Genomic DNA, 18,162 nt, shown 5'->3' on the forward strand with positions numbered 1-18,162 from the left:
ATGAAACGGGTGCTAGGGTTCCTCAAGAGTTTCTGGCTGGCGTCGTCACTGCTGTGGCTGGCCGGTGTCGTGCTGTGTGTCTGGTGGGTGCCGCGTCTGGGTGGCTCGCTGGAACGCCTCGCGATCGCCGTGGCCCTGCTCACCGCGGTGTGGCTGCTGGCCATCGTGCTGCGCAAGTATCGCAAGGTGCGCGCCGAGCGTGATCTGGAAGACCTCGTCCAGCTGGAAGTGGACCGTGAAGCCGCGGATGCCGCCACCGAAGCCGGCGACTACGAAGTGCTGCGTGAGCGTCTCAAGTCGGCGCTGCGCATGCTGCGCGCCCAGCGTGGGCTGCACAAGGGTGGCAGTGCCTCGCTCAGCGATCTGCCCTGGTATCTGGTGCTGGGCCTGTCGTCCTCCGGCAAGACCTCGCTGCTGACACGCTCCGGCCTGAGTTCCAGCGTGGCGGGACTGGGCGGCGATTCCGGCACCCAGTACTGCGACTGGTACTTCGGCAATGACGCCCTGATGATCGACACCGCCGGGCGCTACGTCGCCGAGGAACAGCCGGCGCGTGCCTTCAGTGACTTCCTGCGTCTGCTGGCGCGTCGCCGTCGCGGTGCGCCCATCAATGGCCTGGTGGTCGTGGTCGACCTGCCGGCCTTGCTGCATGCGCCGCGCGACGAGAACCACGCGCTGGCACGCCAGCTGATCGAGCGCATCAATGACTTCCGCGATGCCCTCGATGCCTCGCCGCCGGTCTACCTGATGTTCACCAAGGCCGACCAGCTGCCGGGCTTCACCGCCGCCTTCAATACCCTGGACAGCGATGCCCGCCATGCGCCGTGGGGCATGACGTTCTCGGTGGCCGAGGCACGCCAGAAGGGGGTCGTGGCAGCCTTTTCCAGACACTTCCCCGAGATGGTGGCGGGGCTGCGCGGCCATGTGGAAGCGGCCCTGCGTGAACGTGGTCAGCAGGCGGACAGCGAGCTTTTGCACTTCCCGGAATACATTGCCGAGATGGAAGGCCTGCTGGCCGACTTCCTCGAGCCCTTCGATCTGCGTCGCAACAGCGCGCGTGGGCCGCTGACGCGCGGCATCTATTTCACCAGCGCCTTGCAGGATGGCAGCGCGATGCCGGCGATCCTCGATGAGCAGGTCCGTCAGGGCTTCGCACTCAAGGAGCCGAGTGTCGCCCAGTCCGCGACAGCGGCGAGTGCTGCCGTCGGCGATCGTCCCTATTTCGTCGGCGGTGTCTTCCGCGACGTGATGATTCCGGACCGCAACCTGGTGCGTCACTACGCACGCGATGGTCAGGGCCGCTCCCTGAACCCGCTGTTGATCGGCGTGGGCGGGGTGGCAGGCGCGGTGACGCTGGGTCTGCTCGGCAACGCCTACTACCAGAGCCGCACCAGTCTCGAGGCCGTCGATGCGCAACTGACGTCGCTTGACGGTGCCGTGACGCCGAGCGTGCAGCTCGATCTTCTCCACGACGAGCTGTCGCGCGTGCGACAGGCCCGTGAAGATGGTGGCTTGCCCTGGTATCAGCACATGGGCCTGGATGGCGGCGAGCGCCTGGGCACCACGCTTGAAGCGCAGTATTTCGCGACGCTCAAGCAGCAGGTGCTGGCGCCGCTGGCCGAGGACCTGGACGCCCGCCTGCGGGCCGTCGGGCGCCTGGCGGTGTCGCTGGGCATCGTCTCCGAATCTGCCTCGCTGCGTGCCATGGGCGGGGAGAGCGCGTCCGAGGCCGGGGCCTCCGATGTGTTGATCGAGGATGGCAAGTCACTGCTGACCTCCAGCGGTGAGCGCCTGCGTCAGCGCCTGACCGAGCGCCCGACGCTGGGCAGCGTGCCGCGCTCGCCGGGCGAACTGGCCAGCCAGCTCAAGGGCGAGGCGGATTATCGCCTGCGCGGTGGCGTCAATGACGCCTACTGGAGCACGCGCCAGCAGGGTCGTGAGGCGCTGCGCGACAAGGCAGACGCCCTGCGTGGCTCGCCGACGGGGTTCGGCGGTGATGGCACCGCGCCGGGAGACGGTGGCCCGGCCGAGGGTAGCATGCCCGGCGGGCCTGCTTTCTCGAGTGAAGTGCTCAATCAGCTGACGCCGGAACAGGTCGCCGGTCTCATCGATGCCTACGATGCGCTCAAGCTGTATCTGATCCTGAGTGATCCCGTCGCGCACCCGGATGTCGCCTTCGTGCGTGAAGCCTTGCCGCGTGCCTGGCATCAGCTGGCCGACAGCCGTCGTCAGGTGCCGGGCGGCGATCAGCGCATTGCCGACAACGTCGCGCTCTACAGCGAATACCTGGAGCAGGGCAAGGCGCCTGCACTGGTGCGTGATGAGGACCGCGTGGCGCGTTCACGCCGTGATCTCAAGGCCTTCCTGCTCGACAACTCGCCGGCGGAGCGTGAATACCTGCGTCTGCGTCTGGCGGCCGAAGCCCGTTTCCCGTCGATGACCCTGTCGGTGATGCTGCCGGATGAGGGCGCACGCGGCCTGCTCTATGCCGGGGAATCGGTGCCGGCCTTCTTCACGCGCCGTGTGTGGGACGAGTTCGTACGCCCCGAGTTGCTCAAGACGCTGAGTTCGGACCTGCCGGTGGAGCATGACTGGGTACTGGAAGACGAGAACCCCGATGCGGCCCAGGGCAAGAGCGAATTCGCCGCGACCATTCTGGCCCACTACAAGCGTGACTACGCCGAGGCCTGGGAGCGCTTCCTGGCCGATGTCGGAGTGCGTCGCTTCGAAGGCCTGGCGCTCTCGCGTCAGCGTCTGGCGCGCTTCAGCGATTATCAGCGTTCACCGCTCAAGACACTGATGGCCGTCGTGGATGACAACACGCGCTGGGACAGCCGTGATGCCGAGTCCCGCAAGTCACCGCAGCCGCAAGGTCAAGGTGAAGGTGAAGCCACCGCACCGGCCGTCGAGACGGCAGGCATGTGGGACCAGACAGTGGCGTGGCTGGAAGGCAGTGGCGCCGAGGTGTCCGAAAGTGCCGGCGTGATGCAGGGGCTGCCCCGCGTTCACGATGGCCAGCTTGCGGACCACTTCGCGCCGGTCGCCAGCCTGTTCGCCCAGGATGAAGGCCAGGGCGGTGACGCCTCGGTCATGAATCGCTATCAGCTGCGCCTGCGTCAGCTCAAGGTGCGCCTCGACGGCCTCGAGCGTGGCGATGTCGGCAAGCGCACCAAGCAGCTGCTGGCCGAGATGATCGGCGGCAAGCCCAATGAAATCTCGGCGGCCCGTGACTATGTCGCCGCCAATGTCGATACCTCGCAGGAACCGCTGGTGCAGTCGCTGCAGCGTCTGTTCCGTGCGCCCATCGATTACTCCGTGGCCAGCCTGCAGGGGCCGGTGGCCTCACAGCTGGCCGCCGCCTGGGGTGAGCAGGTCGTCTCGCCGTGGCATCGCATGGTCAGTGGCCGTTATCCGGTCAGTGATTCCGGCAACGAGACGTCCGTGCGCGACCTGCGCCAGTTCATCGACCCCGATACCGGTCTGCTGACCCGCTTCGACAATGAAGAAGTCGGCAATCTGGAAGAGGGCGAACAGGACGGCACGCCGCTGGTAGACCCCAAGATCACCGCCACCATCACCAAGGGCACGGCAGTGGGTCGGGTGCTGGAGAGTCTGGCGGATGTGGAGAACGGCTTCGAGATCATGATCCGGCCTTCCTCCCGGCTGATCTCGATCCAGCTGACACTGGATGGCCAGCAGCAGGTGTATCGCAATGGTCGTCAGCACTGGCAGCGCTTCGTCTGGCCGGGCGACCCGGAAGTCTCCGGCGCGCGACTGGATGTGGTGACACGTGACGGCCGACGCATCACGGTCTTCAACTTCCCCAATCGCTGGAGTCTGTTGAAGCTGATCGAATCCGCGGACGTGACCGATCTGGACACCGCCCGTCAGCGCTTCACCTGGTACACCCCGGTCGGCCCGGTGAGCTTCGAGGCGCGCAACTTCGGCGGCGTGAAGCTGACGGACCTCAAGCAGGTGCGCAACCTGTCGATGCCCTCGGTCGCCGGGAGATGACCGCATGATCGGCTTCTTCGGCAAGCTGCCCGGCAGCGCGGACTTCATCGCCCACCATGCGGGCCACAAGGACATCCGGGAACTGGATGGCTGGTGGCAGCGGGCGCTGAATCGCATGGCCGAGCGCGACGAAGACTGGCAGGCACGCTTCGACGCCTTGCCGCTGTGCTTCTTTCACTACCGTGCCAGCGGTGGGGCCTGGTTGATGGGCGCCATGTCGCCCTCGCAGGACGCCTCCGGGCGACGCTACCCGCTGCTGGTCTTCCAGCGGCTGGCCGTCTCGCCGGTGGTGGAAGGCAGTGTCGGGGTGCATACCCTCGGCGAGACCTTCGCGGGGCAGGTGCGGGAGTTGCTGCGCGATGTGATGCATTGCGCAGACCCCCAGCAGGCGCAGGAGCGTCTACTGGCGGGCATCGAGGCGCTGCGCCCGCTGGATGATTCCGATCTCAAGCTGCATCGGCGTCTGTTCGCGCGCTTTCTGGAAGACGTGCGCTATGGAGACCTCACGCGTGCATTGGCCAGTGGCTTTCCCGATGTGAGTGCCAGCAGATTGACCCGCGACATGCAGGCATTGCGCCGACAGTCGGCAGCCAGGCATGGCCAGCGGGGCCATGTGGCATTGCCGCTGCCACCGGAGCGCGCGCTGAAGCGTCCGGCGGCGGACCTGTGGCTGCACTGGCTGGAGCATGACAATGGCGCGCCGGGGCACATCAGCGTGATCGTCGACGACTTCATGCGCCCGACGCTCGTGCGTTTCACGCGCGATGACCAGGAGGCACTGCGCATCCTGGCCGAGTCGGCCCCCGAGGCACTCGGTGGCTGGCGCCTGCTCGGAAGCGCGCAGGGCGAGGCGGCTCAGATAGCGGGGCCGGCAGCAGATCAGGTATCAGAGGCGGCGCAGACGCTGGGCATGGGGGCCTACCTGCTCGCGTTGAACGACAGCGCCGCGCTGGAAGATGGCGTCGCACTTGCAGATGGCGCTGCGCTTGCAGACGCGGCCGACAAGGCGGGGCAGCCAGCCAGACACCCGGGCAGTGCAGAGATGGCATACGGCGACATATCCAAGGATGAATCGGCACCGACATGAACAAGCTAAAGCTCCACGTTCTCAAGTACTACATCCTCAAATACCGCCCGTATTGGTTGGGCGTGCTGTTCTTCCTGGGCATCTTCCTGATCTGGGGCGTCGGCGTGAGCCTGGGCTTCCCGTCACTGGATAGCCTGCTGGTCGGCATTCTGGCATTCCTCGTCGCCTCCGCCTTCTATCTGTTGCTGCTCTACCGTGGGGTGGGCGAGCGTCAGGATGTCGAGTCGTTGCTGATCCAGAACGCCGATGACGCCGTGCTCAGTGCCGCGCCCCAGGACCGCGAGGAAGTCAGCCTGCTGCGCGAGCGACTGCTGGCGGCGCTGGACCGCATGCGCAAGAGTGCCAGCGAGAAGCGTAGTGGCTGGTTCAATCGTCAGGGGGATGTGCTCTATACGCTGCCCTGGTATCTGGTGATCGGTCAGCCTGCGGTGGGCAAGAGCACGCTGGTCTCGCGCTCCGGGCTGGATTTCCCCTTCGCGGAGCGCGAAAGCGCACGTGTCGCGGGCATCGGTGGCACCCGTCACTGTGACTGGTTCTTCAGCAGTGAGGCCGTGCTGCTGGATACCGCAGGGCGTTACGTCAGCTCCGAGGAGGAAGTCGGCAAGTGGCGTGCCTTCCTCGACATGCTGCGTCGCTATCGTCCGCGTCAGCCGCTCAATGGGTTGATCGTCGCGGTCAGCATCGATGAAGTGCTCCAGAACCGCCATGACGTCGAGGCACTGGCGCATCAGCTGCGCGAACGCATCCAGGAAAGCTACGAGCGTCTCGGTGCGGCTCTGCCCATCTATCTGGTGTTCACCAAGAGTGACCACATCCCGGGCTTTCGCGAGTTCCATGCTCAGCTGGCGCCGGCGCAGCGCGATGAAGTGCTGGGCATGAGTTTCCCGCACCAGGGCTATGCCGAGGCGGATTGGCGTACTCGTTTCAGTGAGGCGATGACTCGTCTGGTGGCACGTTGTGCGGGTACCGGTGAACGCTGTCTGGTGGAGGGTGACATCGTGCGCACCCGCGAGGCACCGGCGGCGGTGGAATTCCCGCGTGAGCTGGAAGCGCTGGCTCCGCACCTGACCGATTTCGTCACGGAACTGCTCAAGGTCAATCCCTATCAGGCGGCGCCGCTGCTGCGCGGCTTCTATTTCACCAGCGCGCTCTCCGAGGGGCAGGCCAGCACGGCAGCCCACGGGCGTAACGTGGCGTCACGCTTCGCCGTCACCGAGCGTCATGCGCCGGGCCATCAGGATGGCAAGCCGCTGTTCGTCTCGGGGCTGTTCTCGCGGGTGGTACTGCCGGACCAGCATCTGGTCGGTCTTTATGGCGGTGCCAATCTCCAGCGTCGGCGTCAGCTGCGTTGGGTGTGGCTGGCACTGGCGCTCGCCGCGGCCATGTGCCTGGCGTGGGCGGTGTCTTTCACCGCCAATACCCGAGAGCTGGGGGCGCTGGATCAGGCATTGGATGCCGCCTACGAGGAAGATGCCGGCGAGCCGAATGCCTATGCCCAGTGGGCGACGCTGGATGCCCTGCGTGACAGCGCGGCCCGCTACGACAGGCGTCATCACGAGAGTGGCGTGCCCTGGTCGCTCGGCTTCGGGCTCTATGAAGGCGAGACGCTGGAACCCGCGCTGCGGGACGTCTATTTCGGCGCGCTGCGTCAGACGATGCTGGTGCCGATCGCCAGCAACCTCAACCAGTCACTGTTCATGCTGCCGACCATCAGCGTGCATGACCGCGAGGATGGCCCGCGCGAGACCGATATCCATGTCCCGGGAGTCGAGGACCACGCCCAGCCGCGTGACAACTCGGCCCAGGCGCTGGCGGACTTCGGCAACAACACCCTGAAGACCTACCTGTCCCTGTCGCGCACGCCGCGCGAGGACATCGAACCGGAATGGCTGCGCAGCGAGATGCCGGTCTACTGGTATCCGGCCATCACCCAGGGGGAGGATGTGCCGCGCGATAGCCGTGATCTGGAATATGCCAGCCGGCAGGTCAACTTCTATGCCGAGCAGGTCGTGCGTCCGGACGTGCCGCGTCTGGAAGACAACACCTTCCTGGTGTCCTCCAGTCGCAACTACATCGATGGTCTGCTGGACCGCTCCCTGAGCACCGTCGAGACCATCACGCTGGAATCCGACACCTTGTTCGCCTTCGGGCGTGCGGATTACTCAGGGCTGCAGGGCGAGGGGCAACGTCAGCTGAATGCCATCGCCGAGCGACTTTCCAATACGCCGAACCTGGGGCGCATCACCATCACTGGCCACGCCGACCCGATCGGGTCCGCCACTGCCAACCGTCGGATCTCGCTGCAGCGCGCCGAGACCGTGCGCACCTATCTGGTGGGCAAGGGGCTGCCGGGTGAGCTGATCGGCGCGGAAGGGGCCGGCAGTGATCGTCCGCTGGTCAAGTGCGATGGCGAGATGTCGCGCACCGACAAGATCGCCTGCCTGGCGCCCAATCGTCGTGTCGAGATTGAAGTGCGTGCGCTGAACTGATGCGCCTGCGCTGAACCGTTTTCACTTTGCCGACTCATGGAGGAGTCGAGCTCTTGGATGACAGGCCTGAAGGCAGGCCCGGAGCACGAGAGCGGAGAAGCATGGACATACGCAGTGGGGGTGCCTGGATGGCATCTCCTGGCGGTAGCGTGTCCAAACGCGCGTTACAGGTGGCAGCCAGGGAGTGCTGCTACCCGTGATGCCTACCCATCACATGACTGAAATGGAGTTTTACCATGGCTTTTGACGCCTACCTCAAGATCGACGGCATCCCGGGCGAGAGCTTGGACACCAATCACAAGGACTGGATCGAGCTGCTGAGCTTTGAATTCGGCGCCAGCCAGGCGACTTCCGCGACGGCCAGCTCTGCGGGCGGCGCGTCTGCCGAGCGCGTCAACCTGAGCGAGTTCGCGATCAAGAAGTTCATCGACAAGGCTTCTCCGAAGCTGTTCGAAGCTTGCTGCCGCGGCCAGCACATCAAGGAAATCACCCTGCAGGTTCACCGTGCCGGTGGCGAGCAGGTGCGTTACATGGAAGTGAAGCTTGAGGAAGTCATCGTGTCTTCCGTGGACCTGGAAGGAATGGCGTCCTTCTCTCAGGCTGGCGGCGCCGGTGCGACCGATTCCGTGCACGACTCGCGTCACGATCTGCCGTCTGAAGAGATCAAGCTGAACTTCGCGCGTATCAAGGTCACCTACACCCAGCAGAAGCGCAGCGATGGCCAGGGTGGCGGCAACATCACCGGTGGTTGGGACCGCACGCGCAACCGCGTCTACTCCTGAGTATCGGCTCATGGCGCGGCGGCGTGAGTCGCCGTCCATGAACAGGAGGGCGGCATCCCGGGGCTTGGCCAGCGTGCTGGCGTGAGCTCGTTTTCAGGGGATATCACGTCCGGGTAGAAGGCATGCCGGGGGAGCGAAAGGCTCTCCCGGCATGTCTGTTTTCCCCTTGCGCATCCCCGTTTGCTTCGATGAGCGCCTGCGAAATCATTGCGCTGTCAGTTCTGTGCCAATAGCTCTTTGCCATCAGGGTCTGTGCCAATAGCGCTGTGCTAACTGGCTCTGAAACAACAGCACTGCGCCATAGTGATTTCGCAGGCGTTGCCTCGCAACGCGATCAACACGTGATTCAGGAGAGACAAGATGGCCGACGAATGGGACCGCGACGAACTGCTCGCGCCAATCGGCGCTCATGGGACAGGAGAGGACCTGGGGTTCTCGCTGCTCTTTGATGAGATCAAGGAAGCGCGTCGCGCAGACCCGGCCTACCTGAGCCAGGGCGAATGGCAGGCCGATCTCAAGAAGTCCGACTGGAACGCCGTCATCTCGTTGACTGCCGACGGTCTGGCCGAGCAGAGCAAGGACCTGTCGCTGGCGGGCTGGCTTTGCGAAGGCCTGGCGCATCGTGATCACTTCACGGGCCTGACCTGGGGACTGGAGCTGATGACGGCGCTGTGTGAGCAGTACTGGGAGACGCTTTACCCGACGCTCGAGGAAGGGGATGAAGAGCGTGTCGCACGTCTGACCTGGCTGGATGACACTCTCGCCGGCATGATCGGCACCTTGCCGCTGGTGGAAGGGCAGCTCTACGGGCTCGACCGCTATGAGGAGTCGCGTCAGGTCGAGAACCTGGCGCGTACCGACGTGGATGCCATGGAAAGCGCGCTGGCGGATGGCAAGATCAATGCCGATATCTTCCAGCGCTCCGTGGTGCTGACCGAAACGGCGACCTTCCGCGAGCGTCACCAGCAGATCGTCAAGTGCCAGCAGGCGCTGGCCGGTCTGGTGGCGCAGCTCAATGCCCAGCTGGGGGTGAGCGCGCCGACCTTCAGTCAGCTGCAGCGTGGTCTGGCGGATTGCACCCAGTTGATCGAGCGACTGCTGGGCGAGCGCGGGGTCAGCCTGGACGATGAGGCCCAGGCATCTGCCGAGAGCGATGCCGAGGTGACGGACGCCGCAAGTGGCGATGCCTCCACCGGGGATGCGAGTGCCACGCCGTCCGCTCAGGCGGGCATGGCGCCGGCGGCACTGCGCACCACGCCGCAGACCCGTGAGGAAGCCTTCGACATGCTCAACGGCGTCGCCCAGTACTTCAAGGGCAGCGAGCCGCACAGCCCGGTGCCGTATCTGGTCGAACGCGCCGTGCGCTGGGGCCGCATGCCGCTGGAGGAATGGCTGCGTGATGTCATCCGCGAGGAACATATCGTCGACGGCATCCGTGAAACCCTGGGCACTCAGCGGCGTGATGATCACTGATGATGTTCAAGAGCTCGATCTATGACCGCCTGCAGCAGGTGCGCCCGGCAGAGCCCGAGGCGCCGGTTACCAAGGTGCGCAGCGACTACCGCACTGACACCCTGTGTCTGCTGGATGGCGTGGCGCTGACCTCGGCTGGGGCGGTGGCCAAGGGGCAGCTGCCGTCATCGGCGGCGGCCGAGATCTCCGCGACCCTGCGTGGCCCGGATGGCTATGGCCTGCTGGTGCACGAAATCGCGCTGGGCCAGGCGGGCGCATCGCCTGCCTCCGGCGAGCAGGTGGCACGACTCGATCGCCGTCATCAGCGGCTCGAGACCTTGATCCAGGCCCTGATCATCGACGCGCTGCTGATGCTAGAAGCGCTGCCGGAGGGCGCGCCCTTCGATATCGTGCTGAGTGCGCCGATCCGTCATGCCAGCCTGGTAGAGGGATTCATCGCACGCCTGCGCGAGACGGTGGCGGCCACGCCCTTCGCCGACGCGCTGGGTAGCGTCTCGTATCGTGCGGCGGCCGAGCAGGACCTGCATGAACTGCTGGCCGCCGAAGCGTCGGGTGGCATGCCGCATGTCATCTGGCTCAGCGTCGACTCGCTGTTGTTCGACAGCAGCGTCTCGGAGCTGTCGCGACGCGGTCAGCTGGCGTATGCCTCCCGCCCGAGCGGTCTGTTCCCCGGCGAGGCTGTCGCGGCGCTGCTCTTCGAGCGTCTCGCGCCTGACTCACCGGCTCCCTTGCAGGGCTGGCAGGTGCCGCTGGCGGCAACGCTGACCCATCCGGCGCGGGGCAGCCGAGAGCTGCGCCGCTCGCCGGCACCGCTGATGCAGCTGATCGAACGCCAGTGGCCCGTGCAGGCGGGAAATGACGAGCATGCCTCTCCCCGCGAGCCGTTCGAGCCCATGCGTCTGGTGATGGATAGCCTCGGGCTGCCCGGTCGCGCGGTGGAAGCCGGCACCAGCCTGATGAACCGCTGGCCGGGACTGGACATGATCGAGGATGGCACCACGCTCGACAGCTTCTGCGGCTGGCCGGGAGATGCCTGGCTGGCGTTGGCGCTGGTGCTGGCGATCGCGGAACTGGAAGACAACGACAGCGCCCTGGTCGTGTCGCTGCGGGACGATACCCGGACCCGGATGCTGACACTCACGCCCTGTGCCGGTTAGCGCTGACGACTCTGCGCTTGCCCTGTGCAGACTGTGCTCGTCCTGTGTTGAACATCGCTGCGTCTTGAGACGCATCACCCGAACTGAACAAGCCGGTGCACTCGCTTGCCGAGCGAACAAGCGCGCACCGTGAGGATGTTAAGGATGGCAGAGAATTCCTGGCTGGATAGCCTGCTGGAGTCGTTCGAGATTTCACTGGATCAGAACGAGCGCCTGCTCACGCTTGAGATGAGCGGTGCGGACTTCATCCCGCATCGCCTGGTGGGGGAAGAGCGCATGTCGCGTCCCTTTGCCTATACCCTCGACTGCATCTCCCAGAACGGTGATATCGAACTCAAGACCCTGATGGCGCAGCCGGCGGCGCTCTCGGTGCGCCAGGCCGATGGCAGCTACCGCAAGCTCTCGGGGCTGGTCGAGTCGGCCGCGCTGCTCGGTGAGGACGGTGGCGTCTTCTATTACCAGCTGACGCTGGTGCCGTGGCTTTCGATGCTCAAGCTCGGCCGCGACAGCTGTATCTTCCAGGATCTCACCGCCGTCGAGGTGATCGAGTCGGTGTTCTCGAACCACGCCATCGCGCAAGGCGAAGCCCAGGGTGGCTGGCGCTTGGACCTGCGTCGTGAATACCCTGAGCGCAGTTACTGCGTGCAGTATCGCGAGAGCGATTTCCACTTCGTCAATCGCCTGATGGAGCAGGAAGGGCTGTTCTACTACTTCGAACACGCCTCTGACGACAGCGACTTCAATGGCCACCGCCTCGTCATCACCGACGATGTCGCGACCTGCGCACCGGTTGAGCCACAGGTGATTCGCTTCCACCGTCAGGACGCCACCGAACTGGAAGACTCCATCACCCAATGGAGCGGCCGTCGTCAGCAGCAGCCAACGCGTGTCAGCCTCGGCACCTTTGATTACAAGCAGCCGAGCCTGGAAAAACGTTCCGGTCAGGACACGCGCAGCGATCAGGGCAACCTCAGCGAGCAGGAAGTCTACGACTACCCCGGCGAGTACTACTTTGATGATCACTCGCGCGGCGAACGCCTGACCGTCAATCGCCTCGAGGCGCATGAATCTCGCGCCAAGCGCTTCTACGGCGCCGGGGGCACCCGTCAGTTGAAGGTCGGCCGCTGGTTCGAACTCAGCCAGCACGCCCGCCATGAAGACGGCGACTCGAGTGAGCGTGAATTCCTCGTGCTGGGCCTGACCGTCTGCGCCGAGAATGCACTGCCGGTCTCCGCGCATCTCAAGGTATTGCCAGGCAGCTTGCAGACGCGCATGGCCAGTGCGCGCAAGGCACATGGTCTTGAGAGTGACACGCAAGATGATTATGCCGATGTCGGCACCGGCCAGTATCTGATCGACTTCGAATCCCAGAGGCTCAGTCAGCCGTACCGTCCGTCTCTCGATCATCCGCGCCCCAACCTGGGTGGTCCGCAGACCGCGATTGTCGTCGGGCCCGAGAACGAAGAGATCCACACCGATTCGCTCAACCGCGTGCGCGTGCAGTTCCATTGGGACCGCAGCGAGAAGGGCGCCGCCGATGCCAGCTGCTGGCTGCGTGTTGCACAACCCAACGCCGGTGCTGGCTGGGGCAGTGTGTTCGTGCCGCGTATCGGCCAGGAAGTCATCGTCGATTTCCTCGAAGGCGACGTGGATCGTCCGCTGATCACCGGGCGGGTCTACAACGGCGACCAGACCCCGCAATGGCACTCCAACGGTCTGCTCTCCGGCCTCAAGAGCAAGACCTACCGCGGCAACAAGTACAACGAGCTGGTGTTCGATGACGCGACCGACCAGGAGCGCGTGCGCCTCAACTCGGAGCACGAGAAATCCCAGCTCAATCTCGGCTACCTGATCCATCAGCAGGGCAATACACGCGGCAGCTTCCGCGGTACCGGCTTCGAGCTGCGCTCGGACGCCTACGGTGCGATTCGCGCGCATCAGGGCCTGCTGTTGACCAGCTGGGGGCAGATCGCCGCCAGTGGCGAGCAGCTCGATCTGACGCCCGCTCAGCAGCAATTGGCCAGCGCCTATCAGCTCTCCAATACGCTCAGTGACAGCGCCACCAGCCACAACGCAGAAGCGCTCGAGTCGCGCGTCAATCTCAAGCAGGCCAGTGAAGATGCCCAGGGGCGTTATGGTGCTGAAGACAGTGGCACCAATTTCGATGGCAGCTCCGCTTCAAGTGCCAGCGCGGGCGGACGTGGTGAAGCCGCACGTCTCGATGCCCCCTGGCTGCATGTCAGCTCACCAGCGGGTATCGCGCTGAGCACGCCGGAATCCACCCATCTGGCGCAGGGCAAGTCACTCAGCATCACCAGCGGCGAAGACATCAACCTGGCCACCGGCCGCAGCCTGATCGCCTCGCTCTCCGAGAAGTTCTCGCTGTTCGTGCAACGTGCTGGCATCAAGCTGTTTGCCGCCAAGGGCAAGGTGGAAGTGCAGGCGCAGAGCGACGCGATGGAACTGACCTCCAAGAAGGACATGACCATCACCTCCACCGAAGGCACCGTCACCATCCAGGCCAAGAACGAGATTCTGCTCACCAGCGGCGGCGGCTATATCCGTCTGAGTGGCGGTAATATCGAAGTGCACGGGCCGGGCAAGGTCGATGTCAAAGGCGCACAGCATAGCTTTGCAGGCCCTGCGAGTCTGGAGGCTGCATTGCCACAAATGCCAGAAGCCATCTGCGTCGAGTGTCTATTGAAAAACCTCTCCAACGGGTCACCATTGGTGAATGTCGCGTGAGATCATTATGCAACTGATAGATCATTATCCACCCAACTGGGCTGTAGAGACTGGTGAGATGATTGAGGCATGGTTAGCTCATGCTGAGCAGCCATCTGTCTATCTACTGGTAGATGCTGCCTTCCGGCGCGACACTTTGTATTCCTGGATACAGTCCTCATGGCCCGCAGCAGAGTGGCGAGCGCTTTATCAGGACTCGCCGAAAACTCGTCGTGAAGTGCTTCAAGTGTCGCCGCTATTGCTACGTATCGGGCGAGACGACCCCAAGTGGAGAGGGCGTCTCGATACGCTGGCTGAGCTGACATCAGGCAGCCCGATGGTCAGCATGATTGTCACTTCGGAGTCTTTGTCAGCACTTTGGGAGCGTTTCTATGCATTCCGCTTGGTGAGTGTGCAGAAGACACGTTACGTATTGCGGCTCTCGGATACGCGACGTTTACCTCAAGTGATCGAGATGCTGACCCCACAACAGTGTGGCCATCTCATGCAGCACATGTTGGCATGGCAATATGTCGGGCGAGATAGTGCGTGGTATGCGCTTGAGCTACCTTCAATTCCTGTCGACATTCCTGCACGTTTTGAAGAGATTCAATGTAATGATGGACAAACCCAAGCGCTTGTCAGCATGAATCGCATTGACGCCTTGATTGATGACTTGCGACGTAACGAGACGGAACTCTATGAAGCCTTCGAGCAACCGTCTCAGCGCCATGATTGGCTTGTTGAAACAATAAATGAAGTCGCGGAAAGTGAGTATCCAGCACAAGTTATGCATTGTCTCGATAAAGCGGCGATCCAAGGTTTAATATAGAACCATTTAGCTCGAATATTACATTTACATACCTCGAGAAATTTTTTTATATGATGGCATAAACCAGTGCCGTAGATTGTACTACCGAATAAAGGAAGTTATATGAAATTATTAGGTAACCTGGTGCTAAGTTTGGGCATACTTTTCTCACTGTCTGCCTGTGGCCAGGAGTCAGATACTGTAGAACTTAATATTACAGGTGCAGACTATGCTGGGACTGGTATTCGTGCCTTTCGCGTCAAAAATCCAGATGTTCCTGATGCTTATGGGGATGGGGGGTCGATGGCTCCCTATGGAGGCGGGGGGATTCGTTGCTGTTATCAAGTGCCAAAACAATGGCATGAAGGGCTGACAGCCGAAATCGAAGTCTACTATCCATTGAAAGGGAAGAATGGCGATGAAATGGTAGAAGACCTAAAAAAACGGGAAGCCGCTGGTAATGTAACTGAAACATTCAATGTATCCGTTCCAAAGTATCAGACTCCTGCAGCAGGTACATTGTGGGTACAGTTCATGCCCGATAAAGAAATAAAGGTTGTGGTAAGTGATTTATCGCCGGATCATGAAGATTTTCCGGGTGATGTCAAAGGGTGGCCTGTGCCTTCGGATGAATACCGGATTAGCTTGATTGATCGTGATCTTAAGCTCGAAAAAGGAGATTTAAAACTTTTCATAGACAGCCTAGATGAGTGGACTAATGAACCATCTGGTGAATCATTAAGAGCAGCTTGGGTTTCTTATGAAAAACATTTCAAAGATAAAATAAAAAGCATTAATGGTTACAAAGACCCACGGTTCTTGGAGCTATTGATAAAAGAGAGTAAGGCAGATATTGCAGCAAAAGAGTTGAAAATAAAAAGATTAAAAGAATATAAGGAGTCAATTAGTGAGCGCTAAGCTTGTTGAAGAGATAAAAGACGAATTTAATGATCCTAGTGCTAGGTTGACTTTTTTTGGTCAAGAAGAACAAAGAGAGATTGCTAGGTACTATAAATCTAGAGAGAACAATAGTAATCCATTGCAGCCTTGTCATACTAATCTATTCATCGGGTCTTTTTTTGATGGCACTGGTAATAACTATGAAGCAGATCTCGCCAAAGGAGATAAAAGTCAATCAAATGTCGCCAGGCTCTATAGCGCTTATCCAGGGTTAAGTGTACCTGGTGTATTGCCCCTCGAAACGGAGTGGATTACAGACATTGCTGACTACCAAAATTATTTTAGAATATATTCTCCTGGAATTGGCACAAAGTTTACACAAGTAGGAGATAGTGGAGAAGGGTTCTGGGATGAAACGCTCGGTGGCGGTACAGGACGCTTAGGAGAAGTGCGTATTGTCTGGGCACTGGCTCAGATTATCAATGTCATAAGTCGCTACTTTATAAAAAGATCTATCATCAGTAACGAGGATGTCAAGAATTTTTATGGAGATCTTACAGCAGAGGCCTTGAGCGTAAATATAAAGCAAGCTCTTGAAGATTACGCCTCGAGGAAAGTAGGTCGAGCTGCATCTCCTACTTCTTATGATCGTGTTGCAGTGATTAAATTAAGTAATTGGTTGAAAAAGTTATATGCTGCTATTTCTCCACATATGATCGAGAAAGGAGGGGATGGCTTACCAAATAATAAAGATCCAGGGGTTCTTCAAAACATATACTTATCAACATTTGGTTTTTCCCGTGGCTCGGCCTTGGCAAGGGTATATTCCAATTGGGTAATTAAACTATTCAAGATTGATGCATACCTGACGCAAAGTAATGGGCTGACTTTAGCTGGTTTTCCAGTGACTTATGATTATTTGGGGTTGTTTGATACTGTTGCATCCGTCGGTATCGTAAATATGATTCCCTTTAAGCACGGTCATATGGCATGGGCAGATGCAGAGGTATCATTGGCAATTCCCTCTGAAGTTGCACGTTGTTATCACTTGGTTGCGGCTCATGAGAATAGAAGGTCCTTCCCTTTAGACTCCATTTATAATAGTCAATCAATGCCTGCTAACGGCGAAGAAGTCGTATTTCCAGGAGCTCACTCAGATTTAGGTGGAGGGTATGGCCCTGGAGTACAAGGGAAGGGAGAGGATGAAGTAGGTAGGGATCAATTATCTCGTATTCCTCTAGCTGTCATGTATCGTGATGCACGAATATCAGGTGTTCCTTTAAAATTGGAGAAAGCCTTAGGGCAAGATAAAGTAGGATTTGAAATCTCACCGAAATTGATAGATGACTTCAATTCCTATATTGCGTCATGTCAAATAAAGTCAGGAGAGACTGGGCGGATCATTCGAGAGCATTGGAAGAGCTGTATAGAGTGGCGCTTCAACTATTATAGAAATGGTGGAATATCTAGTCTGGAAAGTTACAAGCGTGCGTCTCAATTCTATAAAAATAATCTTGATAGTGCATATACACAATTTTGCGATGAAATGGAGGAATTCAAGAACGTTGAGCAGCATCTCGAATGGAGAGATACTGCAGCATGGAAGAAGATACTAAAGTATGCTGTTATGGGGCCTGGCTGGAAACTATATCGAGACTATCAATATGGATTTGATGCTTCAGTATTAGATGACTGGGAGAAAGTCGCAATTGCAAGCAAAAGCTTTGGTACACCAAGTAGTGCGATAAGTACTATGTTGGATAAATATGTCCATGACTCAATTGCTGGATTTTTAACAAAATGGTCTAGCAAAGACGAAGTAATTACCTATTTGAAGACTTTGATCTCCATTCGAGATATAAGAGATAAATACTATTATGGCAAGGTTAATTCAGTTGCGATGCTTACTGAAAAAGAAGAAAGTTATATAAGGCTTTATGAAGAAAATGGTAAAATTCCGCCTATGGATGATTTAGGAGGAAGAGAATCATATTGGTTAGGGGGCGGGTATTTACGTTTCAGACGTATATACGCAGGGGCTAATGACGTTTATCTTGCTCGACTCAAAGAATTTCAAGAGTCACAATATACAGAAAGAAAATATGCACTGGATAGCATGAAGGAAAAAAGCTTGGCAAGGATGAGTTGAATACGTATTGATAAAGTTGAGTGTCAATTATATATCACTCGGCCGCAAATTTCGAGTGCAACACACTTATAGCGTTCACCGGTATTGCGGTCATACCTGCGGCCTAGATATCTAAATCTTAAGATATATTTTATATAAATTGTAGAGGGCAATAGCCATAAATTATTCATCAAATCTTGACGGACTCTTGGCCCTTCCAAAATCTAGGCAAGACGGGATTATTCCAGATTCTTATGGAAGTTTAATAAAGCTGAATTCTACGTACGCTGAATTCATAGATAGAGCTGATCGGCACCGAGGAATGTCAAAAACAACGTTCGGCTTTTTATTGGTTGCATTGATAAATGGTTTAGGTATTTTTTCTGCAATATATGTAGGCGGCTATATAGATTCCATTGATGTAATGTCAATACATGCGGTTACATTTCTTGTTATTGTTTTGATATTGTCTTTAACTGATTATTTTGTCTGGAAGTATCATTTAGGTAGAGATTTTTTTACTGTAAGCTTTTATCCTATTAGGTTCAATCGTAAAAATAGGATGGTGTATGTTATCGTGATCGAAAATCTGGTGGT

General features: G+C 59.1%; 10 protein-coding genes. All 10 read left to right on the top strand.

Annotation, left to right across the window (positions count from 1 at the left end; all coding sequences use genetic code 11):
- Entirely contained in the window at positions 1-4,014 is a 4,014-nt protein-coding gene (locus QD356_RS03745; protein ID WP_192838024.1) for a type VI secretion protein IcmF/TssM N-terminal domain-containing protein, read from the top strand.
- 4 nt (positions 4,015-4,018) lie between these two features.
- Positions 4,019-5,101 carry a type VI secretion system-associated protein TagF gene (tagF, locus tag QD356_RS03750; protein WP_192838025.1) on the top strand — a complete coding sequence of 361 codons (1,083 nt, stop codon included), beginning with the start codon at positions 4,019-4,021 and terminating at the stop codon, positions 5,099-5,101.
- Positions 5,098-7,590 (top strand): type VI secretion system membrane subunit TssM, encoded by a 2,493-nt coding sequence (gene tssM / locus QD356_RS03755; RefSeq protein ID WP_192838026.1) that lies wholly within the window; start codon positions 5,098-5,100, stop codon positions 7,588-7,590. The genes tagF and tssM overlap by 4 nt, the downstream gene beginning before the upstream one ends.
- Positions 7,591-7,826: 236 nt before the next feature.
- Positions 7,827-8,372, top strand: coding sequence for a type VI secretion system tube protein Hcp (locus QD356_RS03760; protein ID WP_107335063.1), 546 nt, complete (start codon positions 7,827-7,829; stop codon positions 8,370-8,372).
- Positions 8,373-8,732: 360 nt separating this feature from the next.
- The gene (gene tssA, locus QD356_RS03765) at positions 8,733-9,845 is read left to right on the top strand and encodes a type VI secretion system protein TssA (protein ID WP_192838027.1); all 1,113 of its coding nucleotides are present in this window, start codon (positions 8,733-8,735) and stop codon (positions 9,843-9,845) included.
- Positions 9,845-11,002, top strand: coding sequence for a hypothetical protein (locus QD356_RS03770; protein ID WP_192838028.1), 1,158 nt, complete (start codon positions 9,845-9,847; stop codon positions 11,000-11,002). Before tssA ends, QD356_RS03770 begins: the two co-directional genes overlap by 1 nt.
- Positions 11,003-11,146: 144 nt before the next feature.
- Positions 11,147-13,747: a type VI secretion system Vgr family protein gene (tssI, locus tag QD356_RS03775; RefSeq protein WP_192838029.1), complete on the top strand. Its 2,601-nt coding sequence runs from the start codon at positions 11,147-11,149 to the stop codon at positions 13,745-13,747.
- Between the two features lie 7 nt (positions 13,748-13,754).
- Positions 13,755-14,558 carry a DUF4123 domain-containing protein gene (locus QD356_RS03780; protein WP_192838030.1) on the top strand — a complete coding sequence of 268 codons (804 nt, stop codon included), beginning with the start codon at positions 13,755-13,757 and terminating at the stop codon, positions 14,556-14,558.
- 102 nt (positions 14,559-14,660) lie between these two features.
- Positions 14,661-15,455 carry a DUF3304 domain-containing protein gene (locus QD356_RS03785; RefSeq protein WP_192838031.1) on the top strand — a complete coding sequence of 265 codons (795 nt, stop codon included), beginning with the start codon at positions 14,661-14,663 and terminating at the stop codon, positions 15,453-15,455.
- Positions 15,445-17,586 (top strand): DUF2235 domain-containing protein, encoded by a 2,142-nt coding sequence (locus QD356_RS03790; RefSeq protein WP_192838032.1) that lies wholly within the window; start codon positions 15,445-15,447, stop codon positions 17,584-17,586. The genes QD356_RS03785 and QD356_RS03790 overlap by 11 nt, the downstream gene beginning before the upstream one ends.
- The last annotated feature ends 576 nt before the right edge of the window (positions 17,587-18,162 follow it).

The sequence above is a fragment of the Cobetia sp. 2AS genome (assembly GCF_029846355.1).
Classification (GTDB): domain Bacteria; phylum Pseudomonadota; class Gammaproteobacteria; order Pseudomonadales; family Halomonadaceae; genus Cobetia; species Cobetia amphilecti.